At 38.0% G+C, this 16,410-nt stretch carries 19 protein-coding genes; 12 read left to right on the plus strand and 7 right to left on the minus strand.

Features of this window, described 5'->3' with window-relative positions:
- The first annotated feature begins 25 nt into the window (after positions 1–25).
- A complete protein-coding gene (locus ABDJ41_RS18580; protein WP_349787588.1) occupies positions 26–3,709 on the plus strand; it encodes a YobI family P-loop NTPase in 3,684 nt (1,227 codons plus the stop codon).
- Between the two features lie 499 nt (positions 3,710–4,208).
- Positions 4,209–4,646 carry a hypothetical protein gene (locus ABDJ41_RS18585; protein WP_349787589.1) on the plus strand — a complete coding sequence of 146 codons (438 nt, stop codon included), beginning with the start codon at positions 4,209–4,211 and terminating at the stop codon, positions 4,644–4,646.
- A 501-nt stretch (positions 4,647–5,147) separates the two neighbouring features.
- Here ABDJ41_RS18585 and ABDJ41_RS18590 read toward each other — a convergent pair.
- A complete protein-coding gene (locus tag ABDJ41_RS18590; protein WP_349787590.1) occupies positions 5,148–5,447 on the minus strand; it encodes a hypothetical protein in 300 nt (99 codons plus the stop codon).
- A gap of 72 nt (positions 5,448–5,519) precedes the next feature.
- Complete coding sequence (locus ABDJ41_RS18595; protein WP_349787591.1) at positions 5,520–5,861, minus strand: VOC family protein; 342 nt, start codon at positions 5,859–5,861, stop codon at positions 5,520–5,522.
- Positions 5,862–6,231: 370 nt separating this feature from the next.
- Here ABDJ41_RS18595 and ABDJ41_RS18600 point away from each other — a divergent pair, with 370 nt between their 5' ends.
- From ABDJ41_RS18600 to ABDJ41_RS18625, 6 genes are all read left to right on the plus strand, one after another.
- Positions 6,232–7,248, plus strand: coding sequence for a type IV toxin-antitoxin system AbiEi family antitoxin (locus tag ABDJ41_RS18600; RefSeq protein ID WP_349787593.1), 1,017 nt, complete (start codon positions 6,232–6,234; stop codon positions 7,246–7,248).
- 16 nt (positions 7,249–7,264) lie between these two features.
- On the plus strand, positions 7,265–8,017 hold the full coding sequence (locus tag ABDJ41_RS18605) for a nucleotidyl transferase AbiEii/AbiGii toxin family protein (protein ID WP_349787595.1): 753 nt from the start codon (positions 7,265–7,267) through the stop codon (positions 8,015–8,017).
- 334 nt (positions 8,018–8,351) lie between these two features.
- Positions 8,352–8,858 carry a helix-turn-helix transcriptional regulator gene (locus tag ABDJ41_RS18610; RefSeq protein ID WP_349787596.1) on the plus strand — a complete coding sequence of 169 codons (507 nt, stop codon included), beginning with the start codon at positions 8,352–8,354 and terminating at the stop codon, positions 8,856–8,858.
- 684 nt (positions 8,859–9,542) lie between these two features.
- Positions 9,543–10,169 carry a cupin domain-containing protein gene (locus ABDJ41_RS18615; protein ID WP_349787597.1) on the plus strand — a complete coding sequence of 209 codons (627 nt, stop codon included), beginning with the start codon at positions 9,543–9,545 and terminating at the stop codon, positions 10,167–10,169.
- Positions 10,170–10,381: 212 nt separating this feature from the next.
- On the plus strand, positions 10,382–10,783 hold the full coding sequence (locus ABDJ41_RS18620) for a hypothetical protein (RefSeq protein WP_349787598.1): 402 nt from the start codon (positions 10,382–10,384) through the stop codon (positions 10,781–10,783).
- 90 nt (positions 10,784–10,873) lie between these two features.
- Positions 10,874–11,257: a DUF6922 domain-containing protein gene (locus ABDJ41_RS18625; protein WP_349787600.1), complete on the plus strand. Its 384-nt coding sequence runs from the start codon at positions 10,874–10,876 to the stop codon at positions 11,255–11,257.
- Positions 11,258–11,432: 175 nt separating this feature from the next.
- Here ABDJ41_RS18625 and ABDJ41_RS18630 read toward each other — a convergent pair whose 3' ends face one another.
- The 5 genes from ABDJ41_RS18630 to ABDJ41_RS18650 form a co-directional block, all read right to left on the minus strand.
- Positions 11,433–12,026 (minus strand): GNAT family N-acetyltransferase, encoded by a 594-nt coding sequence (locus tag ABDJ41_RS18630; RefSeq protein WP_349787601.1) that lies wholly within the window; start codon positions 12,024–12,026, stop codon positions 11,433–11,435.
- Entirely contained in the window at positions 12,010–12,369 is a 360-nt protein-coding gene (locus tag ABDJ41_RS18635; protein ID WP_349787602.1) for a hypothetical protein, read from the minus strand. Before ABDJ41_RS18635 ends, ABDJ41_RS18630 begins: the two co-directional genes overlap by 17 nt.
- A gap of 116 nt (positions 12,370–12,485) precedes the next feature.
- Positions 12,486–12,938: a helix-turn-helix domain-containing protein gene (locus ABDJ41_RS18640; RefSeq protein ID WP_349787603.1), complete on the minus strand. Its 453-nt coding sequence runs from the start codon at positions 12,936–12,938 to the stop codon at positions 12,486–12,488.
- 71 nt (positions 12,939–13,009) lie between these two features.
- Positions 13,010–13,456 (minus strand): DUF1810 domain-containing protein, encoded by a 447-nt coding sequence (locus ABDJ41_RS18645; RefSeq protein WP_349787604.1) that lies wholly within the window; start codon positions 13,454–13,456, stop codon positions 13,010–13,012.
- Positions 13,457–13,717: 261 nt separating this feature from the next.
- Positions 13,718–14,080, minus strand: a complete 363-nt coding sequence (locus tag ABDJ41_RS18650; protein ID WP_349787605.1) for a YtxH domain-containing protein — start codon at positions 14,078–14,080, stop codon at positions 13,718–13,720.
- Positions 14,081–14,359: 279 nt separating this feature from the next.
- Between ABDJ41_RS18650 and ABDJ41_RS18655 the strand changes: the two genes are divergently transcribed.
- From ABDJ41_RS18655 to ABDJ41_RS18670, 4 genes are all read left to right on the plus strand, one after another.
- Positions 14,360–14,755 (plus strand): TraR/DksA family transcriptional regulator, encoded by a 396-nt coding sequence (locus ABDJ41_RS18655; RefSeq protein ID WP_349787606.1) that lies wholly within the window; start codon positions 14,360–14,362, stop codon positions 14,753–14,755.
- 132 nt (positions 14,756–14,887) lie between these two features.
- Entirely contained in the window at positions 14,888–15,067 is a 180-nt protein-coding gene (locus ABDJ41_RS18660) for a hypothetical protein (protein ID WP_349787607.1), read from the plus strand.
- A 228-nt stretch (positions 15,068–15,295) separates the two neighbouring features.
- Positions 15,296–15,691 carry a response regulator gene (locus ABDJ41_RS18665; protein ID WP_349787608.1) on the plus strand — a complete coding sequence of 132 codons (396 nt, stop codon included), beginning with the start codon at positions 15,296–15,298 and terminating at the stop codon, positions 15,689–15,691.
- 90 nt (positions 15,692–15,781) lie between these two features.
- The gene (locus ABDJ41_RS18670) at positions 15,782–16,213 is read left to right on the plus strand and encodes a hypothetical protein (RefSeq protein ID WP_349787609.1); all 432 of its coding nucleotides are present in this window, start codon (positions 15,782–15,784) and stop codon (positions 16,211–16,213) included.
- Positions 16,214–16,410: the final 197 nt, after the last annotated feature.

A 16,410-nucleotide genomic window follows, 5' to 3' on the forward strand; every position in this document is an offset into this window, starting at 1 on the left:
TTTGATTGATACATTAATTAGTTAAATGAAAAAAATTAAATTAGCACTGCTCAAATATTTTAGTAAGAAAATAGAAATTAAAGTTAAGGAATTAGAAGGCCACCAGGTTGAGGTTATTGAACCTGCTGATGAAATTCAGTACGCTTACCATTCTCTTTCGCCACTTGGTGATGCAGACCCCGAGGGAGCTTATGCACAGGCATTGAAGTGGGCGTTGAAAAACCGAAAATCTGAAGACATCAAAAACATTGCTGTAACCGGGACATATGGTTCTGGAAAGAGTACTATTTTAAAAACATTTCAGAAGCACAATAAAGACAAAGATTTATCATTCTTAAATATTTCACTAGCGACGTTTAAGGAAGAGACCGATTTGAAAAATACACCAGATGGATCTGATTTATTACGTTTGATCGAATTAAGTATTCTTCAACAAATATTTTATCGGGAAGAGGACGAGAAGATTCCTGATTCCCGGTTTAAAAAAATTAAAAGTCTGGATAATAAGAGGCTCCAAAAATTGTCCGTATCCTTGTTTTTACTTGTATTGGCCACAGTTCAACTTTTCAATAAGAAGTTCTTAGAAGATATCTTTGGATATGAATTTTATGAGTTAAGCAATATCATCGTCACGATTGTTTGCTTGCTGATCGTAATTCCAGGCTATTTTTTCCTCATTTTGAAGTCTATCCGGGCGATCAGCAGCATTACCATCAGTAAACTCAATATCAGCAATGCTGAAATAGAGATCAGCGACACCATCAGCAAATCTATTCTTAACAACCATTTGGATGAAATCCTTTATTTTTTTGAGGTTACTGATTACACCGTGGTGATCATCGAAGATTTAGATCGTTTTGAGCAAACGGAGATTTTTACAAAACTAAGGGAACTGAATCTTTTGATCAACAGCTCTAAAAAAATAGGAAGGGATATTGCTTTTATATATGCTGTTCGTGATGACATGTTTAAGGACAAGGACAGGACAAAATTCTTTGATTTTATCATTCCGGTTATTCCAGTGATCAACTCTTCAAATTCAAATGAGAAGTTGATGGAAATCGTGACCAAGAATAAGTATGGGATCAAATCTGACCTTATAGAGAACATATCCTTGTTCATAGATGATATGCGACTTTTATACAATATTACCAATGAATATCACATCTACCATGAAAAGTTAGGTAAGTTGAATGAGGATAGGCTGCTGTCCATGATTGTGTACAAAAATATTTACCCGAATGATTTTGTGAAGTTGAGTAAGTTGGAAGGTGATTTGTACACTGCCTTTACCAAAAAGGAGTCATTTATTAAAGAAAAAATTGCAAATATCGACATTGAAATTTCTTCGTATAAAGACGAGATTGCCGATCTTCAGAAACTTAAAATTAAAGATGTGAGAGAGTTGCGGATGTTATATGTCGCAAAGTACTTAGAGATATTAACTAATGTAGTTAAGTTTAGAATCAATGGGGTCGAGTATACTTTTAGCGAAGTAACAACAGATGAGTTATTCCCGGCTTTTGTTGATAATAGTGTTTTATACGATCACACAACCCACAATTATAGTAACAATTATATTCTTACGACCAGTGCACGGATGCCTATCAAATTCGAAAAGATAGAAACTTTCGTAGATCCCGACCGCAGTTATCAGGAGCGGCTCGACTTAGTAAATCGTTGGACCAGTGATCAAATTGAAGCTTCCAAGGTTAAAATAGCGGAACTGGAAAGCAAGAAAAATGAAATCAGGAATTATAAAGTCAAAGATGTCATTTTAATGGGTGGATATAAGCTGGAAGTTGAGGATAAAAAGCAACTGCAGCTAGTCAATATTTTATTACGAAATGGCTATATTGATGAAGATTACTTGGATTATATATCGATATTTTATGAAGGAAGTATTACCAAAGCTGACCGGGAGTTTTTATTGAATGTTAAAGCACAGATCAGTACGGTGTTTGAATATCAGCTTCATAAAATTGACAAACTGATCCCTAAGATAGATACTGTTGATTTTACCCAATCCTATATTCTGAATTATGCATTGGTAGATTACTTATTTTCAAAGACCCATTTTAAGAAACAGAAAACCGAAATCCTAAAACTCCTGAGTAGCGAGTCTGATACTGCTATAGCGTTTTTGAAGGGTTTTATTGATGCTAGCAAAGGTATTGGAGTTTTTGTAAAGGAGTTGGCAAAAGCATGGCCTCGCATATGGCAATACTTCTCTAAGCAATCGGATTTGCCAAAGGAAAAGTTAGAGGATTTATTAAAGCTGATCGCAGAGCATGTTGCCGCTGAAGATATCAAAGCAATCGCACATAAATCCAAATTAGCATTTGATATTGCTTCTATGCCTGATTTCCTGAATAGTGGCATTGATCCGGGGAAGATCAAGGAATTGATAAAAACGCTGAATATCAAGTTTGCCGATCTTAATTTTGAGGCAGCACCGGATGAGCTGGCTAAGTTTGTTTACCAAGGTCACTATTATATATTGAGTACGGAGATGATCGAAAACGTTATCAAAGCAAACGGTACATTCCAGGAAGATGATTTCAAAACCAGGAATTTTTATGCGATTAATGAATCAGGATGCCAGCATTTGATTGATTACGTCGAAGATGAGATTGAAGCGTATGTTTCAGATGTATATCTGGAAATAGAAACCAATACCGACGAGGATGAAACCTATTTACTAAGTCTGCTGAACAACGACAGCTTATCATTAGAAAGCAAGGAAGCCATCATTATGCAGGCGGAAACTAAAATTCTATCGATAGAAACTGTGGAGGATGAAGAGGTAATTCCAATATTATTCGATGAGTCCGGAGTAACACCTACATGGAAGAACATTCTTCATTATTACCATCACTTAGAGGATGAATTTAACCCTCATATCGTCAGTTTTTTAAGTGATAAGAGCAATGCAGAAGTTTTATCTAAATCTAGAGTGGATATCAATAACCCTATTCCAGATCTGGAAACCGTACAAAAGTTTTTAAGGACCATGATATTATCGGCTGAAATACCTGATGAAAGTTATCAGTTGATTTTAAATTCTGTTCCTTATAATTATCCTAATCTTGACTTTACCAACTTGCCAGATTCAAAAGCCAGTATGCTGATCAAGCAAGGAACAGTTGGTATGACGGTAGTAAATTACGATCGGATCCGGGAACACTTCCCAAATTTAATCAGTTTTCAATTAGACCATTGGCATTCTAAATTTATTGAAGACCTGGAAAAGTTTGAAATTGGAAAAGACCAAATCCATAGTATTGTAGTGTCGAATTCTTTTACCGTTGGGGAGAAAAATAAAGTTTTAGCACATACAGAAGCTATTATAATTGCTGCTGATGATGATAACTTGTTTGCCGCGATTGGTAAATTACGGGTTGAGGATACCGGGCTGGAAGTAGGTAAAGAAATTCTTTTAAAAAGTTTGTTCAGTGCAAATCTCAATGCTGGTTTAAGTCTGAAACTATTAAATAAAATATTTGACAGTCTAAATAAAAATGAAATTACTGATGTCTTGCAAGTACTAGCTGAGCCATATTCTGAAATCACTGTATTAGGACGAAGGCCTAAATTGCCAGACACCCAGGATAATTGGGAATTGGCAAGAAAATTAATCCGGTCGGGTTATATCAAACGCGCGACTGATGAAAGGGGAAGTATCAGAATATCAACTTTCCGGCAATAATCAATCACTTATAAGTTTCAGGTTACTTAGGCAACCATTTTACATTTTTTTTCAGACGATTGAAGCCGTATTCAAAATAGAGTAGGGATTACGCCAAAGACAATGATGTTTGGCGGAAGGGCTTCTGGATGATCGGTGTAGATGCCGGTATAACTGAGCAAGGCCTGGATGACTAACCAAATCACCACTGTTGTCATTATTCCACGTGCTGTGCTGCTTATGGGTTTGGAAGCGGTACGAATTAAAAGTGCAAGTATACTGACTGACAACAGGGTAGTAAGTATAAAACCGATGTTCAGGTATAGGGGTAGGTGGTCAAGCATGCGGTGTGAATCAGACAGCTAGATAAAAAGCCAGAACTAAAATCCACCGGATTGATTTACCAGTATTTCAATGTTCTAATAGTTGACTAAAATGTTAATAACTAGGCGTTTGTTTATAAAAAAAGCTTTTAACCTTGATTTTTATGACATACCTTTGGTTCAGAAAGAGATTTTAAATGGATAGAAAGACCAATATAGAAAATTATTTCATCAAGAAGCAACTTCTTGATGATAAGAAAGATTTTCCAAGTAGGTCTCTTGAGATTGCAAAGAAGTTAGAGGATATTGAGATGGCATCATTAATGGTAGATGATCTCCCGAAAAGTTTAACTTCTATGTTTTTGAATGGGGTTAAAAGTCGACCCATATTGCGACCGAAAATGACCTACTCAAAGATGGTGCGTTCTATAATTTTGCGACAGCCAATGCCAATAAGTGCACGAGAGATTTTAGTGTTAATTTATAAGCTTTTTAGTGGCATGGACGAAAACGAAGACCGCAAGCATATAAGGATGGTATCCAATGTACTGAATCAAGGATTTAAAAAAGGAGAATATCAAAAGATTATGAGTGCAAAACTTATTAGATATTCTTATAAAGAAAAAAGCCTGTAATCAGGCTTTCATCAAATTGGTTTCGCGGCCAATGCAGACAGAAAGGAAAGGAGTTGTTCGATAGAACGCTTGGAACTTCCAAACTTCTAAGTAAAATTAATAGTTAACATTTTCCGGCGTTCCATAGAGGGGCGCCTTTCTGCTTTATGCAAATATGATAATAATTGATCAATATGCAATACCAACAGGGAATATTAAGATCAAATGGACTGATTTGTTCTCTAGATTTTCTTTTTCAAGGTGATCAGTTATGTTTATTCGAAGAAGGTATACTGTTAAATTAAGGTATTACCAAGGTGTTTTTTTTGAATTTCATTTGGCGAGATAAAAGTAAAACATGGCTTTTACGATCTGGCTCATGGAACGTTTTCCTGTTACCCAGTCTGATATGCTTTCTCTATCAATGCCGGTTTCAAAGGCGATTTAAAGATAATATCATTCCAAACGATATTCCTGATTTTGTTTGATGCGCACTCCTTTTTCCTGCATTTTTCTTTCCAGTCATGCGGTATTTACTACGCTGGTGGGTGATGGTAGGTAGGTATGCGGATGAACTTTAAGTTGAAATTCGGTGATATTACTGAATACCTCCTGAGTTCTTTTGATTAGGGTGGCTTCCGTGGCGTATTTGCCGGATTTATTTTTGCCTTGGGCGGTTTCTATTTCGATCAGATTGTCCTCAACGGCCAGTAAGGTAAAACTGATGTTGGATTGTGTGGTATGTCTATCTGCTGCTTTATTGAGCTGTTCAATTTGTTCGCTCGAAAGTGCTGTGTTTAGTTTTTCTATTCCTGTGATCATGTACGTTTCTAGTAGGTGCTATAAAATAATATCAAATAGGAGTTTTGGTTTTTGAGCGCTGAAACTGAGTTTTTATTGATCTGACCAGACTGCCAGTTCATTTCCTGATGGGTCAAAGAATTGAAATCTTTTTCCTCCTGGGAAGCTGAAAATATCTTTTGATAGTTGTCCACCAGCCTGGATAACATTGGCTTTCGCTAAAGTGAGGTTTTCATGGTAAAGAATCACAAGGGCTCCGTTTTTTATTTCCTGGTCACCTTTGTAAAATCCCCCATCTAAACCGCATCCCGAAAATGCAACATAGTCCTGCCCATAGTCGGTAAAAGACCAACCAAAAGCAGCGCCATAGAATTGTTTGATTGAACTAAGGTCTTTTGCCTGAAATTCGATGTAATTGATATGGTTGTTTTGCATAGGGTCGAATTTAGTTATAATTCGATAAACAAGGCAGTTGAAATGACTAAAGAGGATAAGTAATACGGTGCTTTGTTTAACAATTTTATTGCGCTGCATGGATGGTTTACCAGCTGCATGATATGCAGTTTGGGTTTATTTCTTTTTATTTTCTATAGCTTTCAGTAACTCCCTGATGTCTGCTATAATCTGGGGGATAAAAAAGGCTTATCCGGCTAGAAATATTGAAAGGTGTTCATGAATAAGTCATGTTCATGAATCGTGAACATGACTTATTCATGAACGATTATTTGTGTATTCCTTTGAAATATAAGTGTTGTTCATTATATTTGATTGTTCATGTTACGTGAACGGTTAATATTTTGTGAACATGAGAGAAGAGCAAATTTTACTTCCCGCGTTAAATAAACTGACGGAGATCACAGGAATTGAAGCTAGAATTTTGGATTTACCTGGCAAAAGGAATGAATTCGTAGATGCTATTGTTCAGATCTCAAAGGGAAAGCAAAGCTATATTTTGGAGGCCGAGGTTAAAACTGAGCTTAGAACAGCTGCATTGTCAAATGTACTGAATAAGCAAAAGACAACTGATGGAAAGATTATAATGGTTTCTAGATACATTCCTACTCCTATGAAGGATGAACTGAGAGCCAATGGAATAAGTTATATCGAAAGTTCAGGTAACTGCTATATTGAGACTAGTGGTATTTATGTTTATATAAGTGATCAGAAAAGCCCCCCTTTAAAGACTATTGAGGAGACTAAGCTATGGGCTCCTTCCGGTATGAAGTTTCTTTTTGCAATTTTAATGGATCAGAAACTGTTGAATTCATCTTACCGAAATATCGCATATACAGCAGGTGTTGCCCTAGGAAATATAGGTAGTTTTATTTACGAGCTGAAAAGAGAAGGGTTTGTAGTTGCAGGAGTGAGGAACAAGCAGGAGACATTGCTATTAGAGAATAGGACAATGTTGATTGACAAATGGGCAGATATGTATAGGAATGTTCTTCGGCCCAAACAACTGGTTGGCAGGTTCCGCTTTAACAAAAATGAAGACAGAGAGAATTGGCACAGTTACGCTGGTTCTGATCTTGGCATATATTGGGGCGCTGAAACTGCCGGGGCAATACTCACTGAATATCTTTCTCCAGAAGTGTATACGATTTATTCAAACGAGGATCGCTTCGAGTTGATGAGGAAACTTAAAATAGTTCCGGATCAAAGTGGTGAGGTGGAATTACTTAGGCCTTTTTGGAATGAGGAGGTATTTGCTACTAATGAAGATACCGTACCTGCTTTACTAGCCTATGCAGAATTAATTAGCAGTTTTGACAGCAGGAACCGGGAGACCGCAATGCGTATAAAAGAGAAATATGTCAAATAAAAGTATCCTTGCGCCTATGGTGTCAGAGATGCTTATGGAATTGCAATCGGTATTCTCGAAGTTTAATATTGATTTCTATTTGGTCGGAGCGGTAGCGCGGGACATCAACCTTTCTGCCAATGAAGAGTTAGCATCGACTCGTGGCACAAAAGATGTAGATCTGGCCATAACGATCAGTGACCAGGGGCAATATAACAAGGTCAAGACCGCGCTGGAGGAAACGGGTCTTTTTGAAGCAGATGAAACTGAGGCTATCAAGCTAGTCTATAAAAATAGTGTTGAGGTTGATTTATTGCCGTTTGGTAAAATTGAGGAGCCCAACAGAAACGTTAAGCTAACAGATCCGACTTTTGTACTGAATATGCCTGGTTTTACCGAGATCTACCCATTTGTTAAGCATTTTGACCTGGGTAATGGGCAGATCATCAAGGTATGTACGATGGAGGGGATTGTATTGCTCAAGCTTATTGCAAACAATGACAGGCCGCAGAGAACCAAGGATATTACTGATATTGAGCATATCATCCAAACCTACTTTGAGCTTTATGATGATGATATTTATATAATACATTATGATATCCTCGAATTATATGATACGAACGATGCCGATTATATTCAGCTCGTTTGCTCGAGGTTGATCGGAAGGAAAATGAGAATTATGCTTGAACCTTCGCCTGAACTGGCACAGCGGATAATTACAATTCTTTCCAAAAGGGAAACGGCCAGATGGCTGGCGATGCTGGACGGGATGCAAGATGGACAAGTGTAAAAATGATTTAGGAAAAAGGGGTCATTTTTTGTATACTTGATTACCAAATAACCGCTAAATATGACTTCTGATAAACTGCTCTCTTTATCCACGTCCTTTCAGGCAAATTCCTGGAGTGAATAAAATCTGAAACAAAGAATTTAGAAAATACAGATGACTAGAAATATTTAGTACTTGTCAACTTTTTGTTCAAACTCTTGAGCTCAGGGGACTATTTCTCACTTTGTTGAAAAGTATTTTCCATCCATGTGCATAACGGAAGTGATAAGTTCCGCTTTTTGTTTGCAGGTTGCTGGAAATTATCTGCTTAAACAAATTTGTTTAGATTTGGTGTATGGAAATGTCATTGGAGAAATACAAAGGCATACATCCGGGCCTGATACTGGATCGTGAGCTTAAGAAAAGGAATCTTAAGAAGGGGCCTTTTGCGCTTTCTTTGCCGGAATATCCGCAAACGATCAATGAGATTACGAAAGGCCGAAGAGGGCTTACACCGGAGATTTCATTGAAAATAGATAGGGCTTTGGGGTTTGAAGAGGGGACGATGTTTCTTTTGCAGGCGTATTATGCGATTAAATTGGAGCAACAGAAGGATCAGTTTAAGTTGCGTCCTGATTTGCATGTTATTCGTAAAATACTTTTCTGGGATACTGATATCAGTAAGATAGATTGGCAAAAACAATATAGGTCTGTTATCCAAAGGATATTTGAGCGGGGAAATGATCAGGAGAAAAAGGAGATCCTTAATTTCTATGGTGAGGAGAAAGTGAAAGAAGTTACTGGGCGTAGTAGTGTTTCTGGCAATAGTTTACCAGTACTTGGTCACAAGAAGTTAAATTAGCATGATGTACTGGAGTACTGTTAATGATCAATTAAATGCTTATTTGTTTCAGTTAATGCATACTGATGAATTTGTCCAATCTGTTTACGTGGGAAAGAGTGGGCCTTTATAAAGGATGATATTGAGCTTGCAGTAGCAAAGCGTTAATTGTTCTGAGCTACCGCTGGTTCTTTGGGCGATAGGGGCTGGATTTGGTATTGGTTGATGTTAAAATTATCGATTCGCAAATCGCGAATTGTTCAAATGCTTATTTATTACAGCTTACTGTGTTTAACTGCGGGGTGGTGGGGCTGGTTATTTGAAGGCGGCGATGGCATGTTCAACATAGCCTGGGTAGCGGAAACCTTTGGCTTCAGAACTGCACAAATTCTTTATGTGCTCCTTTCTTTGTTATTTGTCGGGGCCGGGATTGCATGGGTATACTTTTCTTAGTTTTCAAACGAGTTATTAGGAAAAAAATCCCTAATTGATCATCATCAGAGGTAATGATTTAGATAGCTTTTTGTAAAGCCAAAAATTGTATATTTATAACAGAGAGAGATTATTCTAAAAAATAGACCAATAACAAAAATATTTAATTGGGATTTGCCTAATGCGCAAAGACAAATGTTATAAGCTATATTAAGCGCAACCGTGAAAGATTCTTGAACTTTGCAAAACATACTACACCTAAAAAAACATGCTATGGAAAGACGGAAATTTCTTTTATCAACACTTCTTGCTTTACCATTTACAGCCTTCGCAAAATTTAACTTGTTTATGCAAAGTGCTGCAACGAAAAAATCTAAGAAAGGTTTTATTGTAAGAGCAAATGAAAGTAGGTTTTTTGGGCAAAAGACTTCACCCAAGGATACTTTCGGACGCTGTATGGTATCTTCAGTCGACACAGAAAATCAACTATACATAAGTTCCGGCTCTAACTTATCTAACAGAGAAATTGGAGGACCGGCATTGCATATCCATTATAAAGACGATGAAATATTCTATGTAGTATCAGGTGAATTTCTAATACAATTGGAAGATGAAATATCAATTATCAAACAAGGTGATACAGTTTTCATTCCTAGAGGAACTAAACATACTTTTGCAAATCATATTAAGGACAATCCAGGTGAATTGCTTACAATTCATCAACCGATATCACCAGAACTAGAAAAATTCTATGACGTTTTTTGCCACAATGGTTATATGAATGAAGAACAAATGAGCAAACAATTTACACAAGAAGAACTTAAATTACTTTTTGCAAATAATGCTTTTGTTGGGCAGCCTATTGACATAGAAGCAGCATTGAAAACAATAAAAAAGTAAATCACGCCGTATAACCAGGTATTGTCAAAAGCGGGCTGAACGGCTTCGATTCGGCATGTTTACAAGGTCGGAGTTTCGCCAAAGCTGGTTCTTCCCCAAAATATATAATCTTAAGGAAAATATGCTTTAGGAAGTTGTCGCTTTTGTACTATGTTGGACTCTTAATTATCATCTTATATTTGTAATAAATTTCAAACCTAAGAAGAACGAAAATGAAAAAGCTATTATTTGGAATTACCCTTTTGGTGATGACGGTTAACTTTAGTTGCAAAAAGGATAATGATGAAGCGGGCGAAAAGCCCAAAACGATTGAGGTCGAATACAAAATTGACCGTCCTAATCCATATTTTGTTGAAATATCCTATTCTAATGAAGCGAACAACATGATCACATTAAGAGATATAACTGAATTGTCGAACGGGTCGAAAACAATAAGCATCACCAAAAGACCATACACTGCAAAACTCACCACAATTTTAAATAATACCAGCAATCAAAAGATAAATTATAATTTGATAATACTGGTTGACGGGGAAATTAAGAAGGTGAGTCCAGTCGATGCGCCTCCGGGAGTTAATGGTGTAACAAGTACTGTCCAATTTACGATAGACTAAGTTTAGCGCAGTAAGCTGTCGAGTTAATGAAGAAGGAGTGAGTATCTAATCGGTATTTTGGCTTTTTTAAAGAGGGAAAACAACTGACTGATGAGGAGTTCTTGGATGTTTGTTAAGATTACTAAAAACCGCAGAAGGCTTACTCCGGAGATTTCGTTGAAAATAGATAGGGACTTAGGGCTTGAAGAGGGTAAGATGTTCTTGTTGCAGGCTTATTATACAATTAAGTTAGCGCAACATAAGGACCAGATTAAGCTGCATCCTGATTTGGATGTTATTCGCAAAATACTTTTCTGGGACACTGACATCAGTAAGATAGATTGGCAAAAACAATATAAGTCTGTTATTCAAAGGGTATTTGAGCGGGGGAATACTCAGGAGAAAAAGGAGATCCTTAATTTCTATGGTAAGGAGAAGGTGAAAGAAGTTACCGGAGGTAGTAGTATTTACGTGGCAAGGAGTGGTCCTTTATAAAGGACGATATTAAGTTTGCGGTAGCAAACCGTTAATTGTTTTGAGCTGCCGCTGGTTCTTTGGGCGATAGGGGCTGTATTTGGTATGTGTTGATGTTAAAATTCTCGATTCGCAAATCGCGAATTGTTCAAATGCTTATTTATTATAGCTTACTGTGTTTAACTGCGGACCTGATCTATGGTCTGTTATATTCTTCTTCTTCTTCTTTAAGACGACTTTTTTCGGGCTGAAGATTGGTTTGATAGAAATCCTGGATCACATCAAAGGGGGCTTTAAACTCAAAATCTGCATTTTCCAGCACTTTTCTTGCGGCAATGTTTTTCCGGTTGATCACTGCGCCGATTTTGCTGATCCCTTGTTTATGTAATTCATCAATTAGTAGTGGAAGTAGCTCAGTCATGATGTAGCATCCGCTTGCAGGACCGCTTAAATAGAATTCAATAAAATATGGATAATAATCCAGGTAATAGTGCTTTCGTGCAAGCTCTGGGCTGATGAGGTCAATCATGCCGATTACTTTACCGGATGCTTTATCTGTGATGAAATGGAGGTAGTTCTGCCGGGAATGGTAATTGAGTAGGGCTGCTTGCAGCAGCAGTTCTGCTTGCTGAAGATTGTGTAATCTTTTCTCTGGTATGTACTTTAAAGTTTGTTCATCCGATAGGATATTGAAAATATCTTCGGTGAGTTTATCAAACTGATCCAGGTCCTGGGGACGAAATGAGTGGATCAGTAGTTTTTCGTTTTCAAGGTTAATGGTTTCCAGCATCAGGAGTTAGGTAACTGGTTAATGCTTTGTTGATCTCAATCGGGAGGGATTGTCCGGTTTTGTTTTCCAGCTGGTGCTGACCTGAGTTAAATTTTTCTATATAAGTCCCATTTTGGCTATTGAATTTTAGGTAGCCCTGCTCAAAGTATCTTTCCTGTACCTCGCCTGAGGAGTCCATGGAGCGGAAAGCTAGCTTTTGAATATTTCCTGATTGTTTTTCCAGGATTAACCATAGGTAAACATCTGCGATATCTGCTTTTTCATCCAGGTCGTAACGTTTGATTTCAATGATAGCGTGTGTTTGGTTCTCCAGAAAGTATAGGCAGGTAAAATCAGGGTTCATTCGTTTCAACAATAGTTAAGGTTAAAGCGAAAATAGAAAAAAACGTTGATGCTTGCCGGATCTGAAATTTAATTTACGTTAACCAGTTGATTTTAGGATGGGTTTTATGAGAATTTTCATTTGGAAAGATAGAAGTAGAACATGGCTTTTACGACCTGGTTCATGGAGCGCTTGCCTGTTACCCAGTCTGATATGCTTTCCCTGTCGATGCCGGTTTCAAAGGCGATTTGTTTGATACGCACTCCTTTTTCCTGCATTTTTCTTTCCAGCCATGCGGTGTTTACTACGCTGGTAGGTGATGGCAGGTAGGTGAGTGGATGGACTTTGAGTTGAAATTCGGTGATTTTACTGAATACCTCCTGGGTTCTTTTGATTAAGATAGCCTCAGTTGCGTATTTGCCAGATTTGTTTTCGCCCTGGGCGGTTTCTATTTCGATCAGATTGTCTTCGATGGCCAGTAAGGTAAAACTGATGTTGGATTGTTGGGTATGTCTATCGGCTGCTTTATTGAGTTGGTTAATTTGTTCGCTTGAAAGTGCTGTGTTTAATTTTTCTATTCCTGTGATCATATGTGTAGAGGTATATTGTTAGAGCAAAAGCCGCTTATCAGGTAGCTTTTGCATTTAGACTGTTGAATGTGTTATTGTCCATATGCTTGCAGGCCGAGTATCCGCTGGGTTTTTTGATCGTGCTCCCCATTGAAGAACTGATCGATAGCTTGCTGAAATACCGGATCAGCATGTGGTACTGCAGCAAACAGGGTCATACTGGAACGCAGCTTAAGCTCATCTGGAGTTCCAAATATTTCATAGGCGGTTTTGTCGGTGTGATGGAGTAATTCTTTGGTTACTTTTATCAGTCTTGGTCCGAGCAGGGGATGAAGGTAATACTGGGTGGCTTCCTTCAGGTCTTTTATGTCGTAGTATTTGGCTGTGTCTGAAAAACCAAGTCCCTGGATTTGGGGGAATATGTACCACATCCAGTGTGTTTGTTTTTTGCCATAGCTGATTTCAGTTAAGGCAATTTCGTAATCTCTTTCCTGGGCTAAAACAAATCTTTCCAGGCCTGGTGCATTTATCGTGATCATAGGTTGGTTTCTATATTGATTTAATGCATAACCATTTTAGATAAATTTGGTTTTTGAAGACCGGAGAAATATTTAAAAATAGGGTAGACAGGCAGGGTAATCCTTTTGGAATTGGATTATAGCTCAGGATCCTGAAAGGTGTAAAGTTTAGGTGCATCAGCAAAGGAAGCTTGATGCAAGTTTTGAGCCGTATACCTGTAATTACCTCAACCTCTGTCGGAGTTCAGGATCTTTTTGCTGATAAGGATGTGTCTGATTATTTCAGCTTTGTGCTTCGTTGGAGTTTTGATGTGCTTGCTGTATAAATTCCCCGATGTCGGATTTGGGCTTTTTAGCGGGAGTATTTCCATCTGCAATAGGTTCATCATCGTCATAGGAATCATCCAGGGGATTTTTTTCATGGCTAAGTTTGGTTTTTAAACCATCGGCTAGTTCCATGAGTGTACCACAGAGACGGCGTCCTCCCTCGGTAATTTCTTCACGGAGTTCGGTTCCTTTTTTAGGGGCAAAAAGTACTGAAAGTGCTGCGCCAATAGCAATTCCACCAATTAAAGCAAAACCAACGATGGCTGAATTGTCATTTTTGCCGGACAAGATCTTGTTAAATTGTTTTCTGTAATTCATAAGCGGGTGTTTTCCACTTAAACATCCTGGGCTATGAATTGTTTTAAGGGCTATGATTTTTGGATATTGGAAAAGGAGCTGAATGTTTTTCTTGAGGATTAAAATAATGGCCGGGACTGGTATGGGGAAGCGGTTTTTCCTGGTGTTGATGCTTGAAAGTTATTTAAAAAATGAAATCCTCCGATATGATTTCAAACAAAATCTTTGTAAACTTGTCTTAGGGAATATAAATTGAGGGATGTCTAGTCCCTTATTAGGGACAACTTGTTATATTTAATCATGGAAGCGGATTCAAATGCATCGTTTACACGATATTCAGATAAGGATTTGGAAGAGTTCAAATCTTTGATTCTTTCAAAAATTGAAATTGCTAAAGGTGAATTGGAAGTGCTTTCCAGTTCTTTGGGTACAACCAACCCTAATGGGACGGATGATACTGGAAGTGCTTACAGGCAATTAGAAGATGGATCGGCTACATTAGAGAAAGAGTCTATTCATCAATTGGCAGCACGTCAGAGAAAATTTATTGAGCAGTTAGAAGCGGCTCTGGTTCGGATCGCAAATAAAACTTATGGGATTTGCAGGGAGACTGGTCAGTTGATTGCTAAAGAACGTTTAATGGCTGTTCCGCATACTACCTTAAGCATTCAGGCTAAATTGAGACAATCCCAGTAGTAGCTGGCTTCTTCCGAGTACTTAGTCTAGGTTCGATTATAACTTATTTTCATCTGTCAGGTTGGATATGCATCTTGGCGTGTCTTTGTGCTTTTTATCAGCGAATTCTTTCAGGTGGTTGGTTTATAACGGATGGTGGATATTGAGGACCTGACAGAAGGTGAGATGGACGTGCTGCATAAGTACTATGCTAAACTTTCCCAGAAGGCAGAAGCTGAGGGTGACATTCACAGATCCCATTCTATAGATAAGGCGATTAAACAGTCAGATGCTAAGCGGGTAATAAATGGAAATAATGCGGCTCAGGCCTAATCATAGATCAGCTGAGAAATCCGGATTTAAAACAATTTGGTAAGCAACAGGTTTAATAGTTAGAACTGATCTGAAAGTATGTTCGGATTCCAGGATTTTTTTAGATTCCATGGATGACGTTTGCAAGTCTATTGTGGATTTCTGCATAGGCTGAGGATCATTAGCCGCTTTTTTATCTTGAGGTTTTAACTGTTGGTGAGCTACCGACATGAACTTAATTACTGCTATATGGAACAGACCGTTACTATGCCAATGAGTAGAGATTCACAAAGAAATATATGGATTGTGGAAGATGATGCGGATATAGGATATATTTTGCAACTGATTTTGAATGATGAGGGGTTTGATGCGACGTTGTTTGCCTCGGCCAGTGCTTTTCGGGCAGCGATCGCTCGGGATCTGCCGGATCTATTGTTGATGGATGTTATGTTGCCCGATGGAAGTGGTGAGGAGTTATGTGCTGAAGTCAAAAGTAGCCGGCGATCTGAACATTTACCTGTACTGATGATGTCTGCGCATGCTAAGCTTGAGCAGATTACTCAGCGCTGTGCTGCTGAAGGATTTATCTCAAAGCCATTCGATTTATCACAGTTATTACATATCGTAAAGGAGCAATTATCTTAAAATGATTCGCACATATCTAGGCGAGCATTCCTTTTTGAGCAAAAAAACAAATCTGTTGTGCGGGGCGTTATAGGAATAAAATTTGTCTGTATGGAAACTAGTGGAAAAAATAAATCAGCAGCCGAGGCCGCAAAGGATAAGCTGCATAATCCTGATCTAGGGGAAACTAAAGATTTTGATGATCTTTCCTTTAATGAAGAGCGGAATACTTATGAAGTTGATGTTAAAGCTGAAGATACAGCGTATGACCATCCGCTTCCTTATCAGACAGCTTCGGATAATGGGGCTGATGCTGATTCAGATTATGACGAGGCAAATCCTTTTGTGGCCGATGAATATTCCGATAAGAATCAGGGGCTGGAGGAAAGTCTAAATGAATTCGGGATGCACATTGATCAGGGGGAGAGTGTTGAGCTTAGTGCTGAGGATGAATTGTTGGCACGAACTCCTGAAGATGATCGGGCTGATCTTGATGATGAGGGCTATCCTGTAAACGATACTCCGGAGGATACTGAGCATTGAGGTTCAGTTAAAATTTAGTTCTTGTATTCACGATTGTAATATTCATAGCGGGTTATTCTTTAAAAATTCGGTAATTAAGTAGGTCTGAATAGCCTGGTAAGAGAAGTCTTTTTTGATCAGTGAAGTCCAGCACTGCCAGATTTCAGCTTGAGATCGGGCTTTACAAGCTATTGATTCTAATTCATTTTCATAATGTG

Source organism: Pedobacter sp. ASV1-7 (assembly GCF_040203335.1).
Classification (GTDB): domain Bacteria; phylum Bacteroidota; class Bacteroidia; order Sphingobacteriales; family Sphingobacteriaceae; genus Pedobacter.

Bases quoted from the DNA above. Each gene is read 5' to 3' on its own strand.
- ABDJ41_RS18650 (WP_349787605.1), bottom strand. From the start codon at position 14,080: ATGAATTACAGAAAACAATTTAACAAGATCTTGTCCGGCAAAAATGAC.
- ABDJ41_RS18615 (WP_349787597.1), top strand. From the start codon at position 9,543: ATGGAAAGACGGAAATTTCTTTTATCAACACTTCTTGCTTTACCATTT.
- ABDJ41_RS18590 (WP_349787590.1), bottom strand. From the start codon at position 5,447: ATGATCACAGGAATAGAAAAACTAAACACAGCACTTTCGAGCGAACAA.
- ABDJ41_RS18640 (WP_349787603.1), bottom strand. From the start codon at position 12,938: ATGATCACAGGAATAGAAAAATTAAACACAGCACTTTCAAGCGAACAA.
- ABDJ41_RS18585 (WP_349787589.1), top strand. From the start codon at position 4,209: ATGGATAGAAAGACCAATATAGAAAATTATTTCATCAAGAAGCAACTT.
- ABDJ41_RS18655 (WP_349787606.1), top strand. From the start codon at position 14,360: ATGGAAGCGGATTCAAATGCATCGTTTACACGATATTCAGATAAGGAT.
- ABDJ41_RS18635 (WP_349787602.1), bottom strand. From the start codon at position 12,369: ATGAACCCTGATTTTACCTGCCTATACTTTCTGGAGAACCAAACACAC.
- ABDJ41_RS18620 (WP_349787598.1), top strand. From the start codon at position 10,382: ATGAAAAAGCTATTATTTGGAATTACCCTTTTGGTGATGACGGTTAAC.
- ABDJ41_RS18600 (WP_349787593.1), top strand. From the start codon at position 6,232: ATGAGAGAAGAGCAAATTTTACTTCCCGCGTTAAATAAACTGACGGAG.
- ABDJ41_RS18625 (WP_349787600.1), top strand. From the start codon at position 10,874: ATGAGGAGTTCTTGGATGTTTGTTAAGATTACTAAAAACCGCAGAAGG.
- ABDJ41_RS18595 (WP_349787591.1), bottom strand. From the start codon at position 5,861: ATGCAAAACAACCATATCAATTACATCGAATTTCAGGCAAAAGACCTT.
- ABDJ41_RS18670 (WP_349787609.1), top strand. From the start codon at position 15,782: ATGGAAACTAGTGGAAAAAATAAATCAGCAGCCGAGGCCGCAAAGGAT.
- ABDJ41_RS18605 (WP_349787595.1), top strand. From the start codon at position 7,265: ATGGTGTCAGAGATGCTTATGGAATTGCAATCGGTATTCTCGAAGTTT.
- ABDJ41_RS18580 (WP_349787588.1), top strand. From the start codon at position 26: ATGAAAAAAATTAAATTAGCACTGCTCAAATATTTTAGTAAGAAAATA.
- ABDJ41_RS18660 (WP_349787607.1), top strand. From the start codon at position 14,888: ATGGTGGATATTGAGGACCTGACAGAAGGTGAGATGGACGTGCTGCAT.
- ABDJ41_RS18630 (WP_349787601.1), bottom strand. From the start codon at position 12,026: ATGCTGGAAACCATTAACCTTGAAAACGAAAAACTACTGATCCACTCA.
- ABDJ41_RS18645 (WP_349787604.1), bottom strand. From the start codon at position 13,456: ATGATCACGATAAATGCACCAGGCCTGGAAAGATTTGTTTTAGCCCAG.
- ABDJ41_RS18610 (WP_349787596.1), top strand. From the start codon at position 8,352: ATGGAAATGTCATTGGAGAAATACAAAGGCATACATCCGGGCCTGATA.
- ABDJ41_RS18665 (WP_349787608.1), top strand. From the start codon at position 15,296: ATGGAACAGACCGTTACTATGCCAATGAGTAGAGATTCACAAAGAAAT.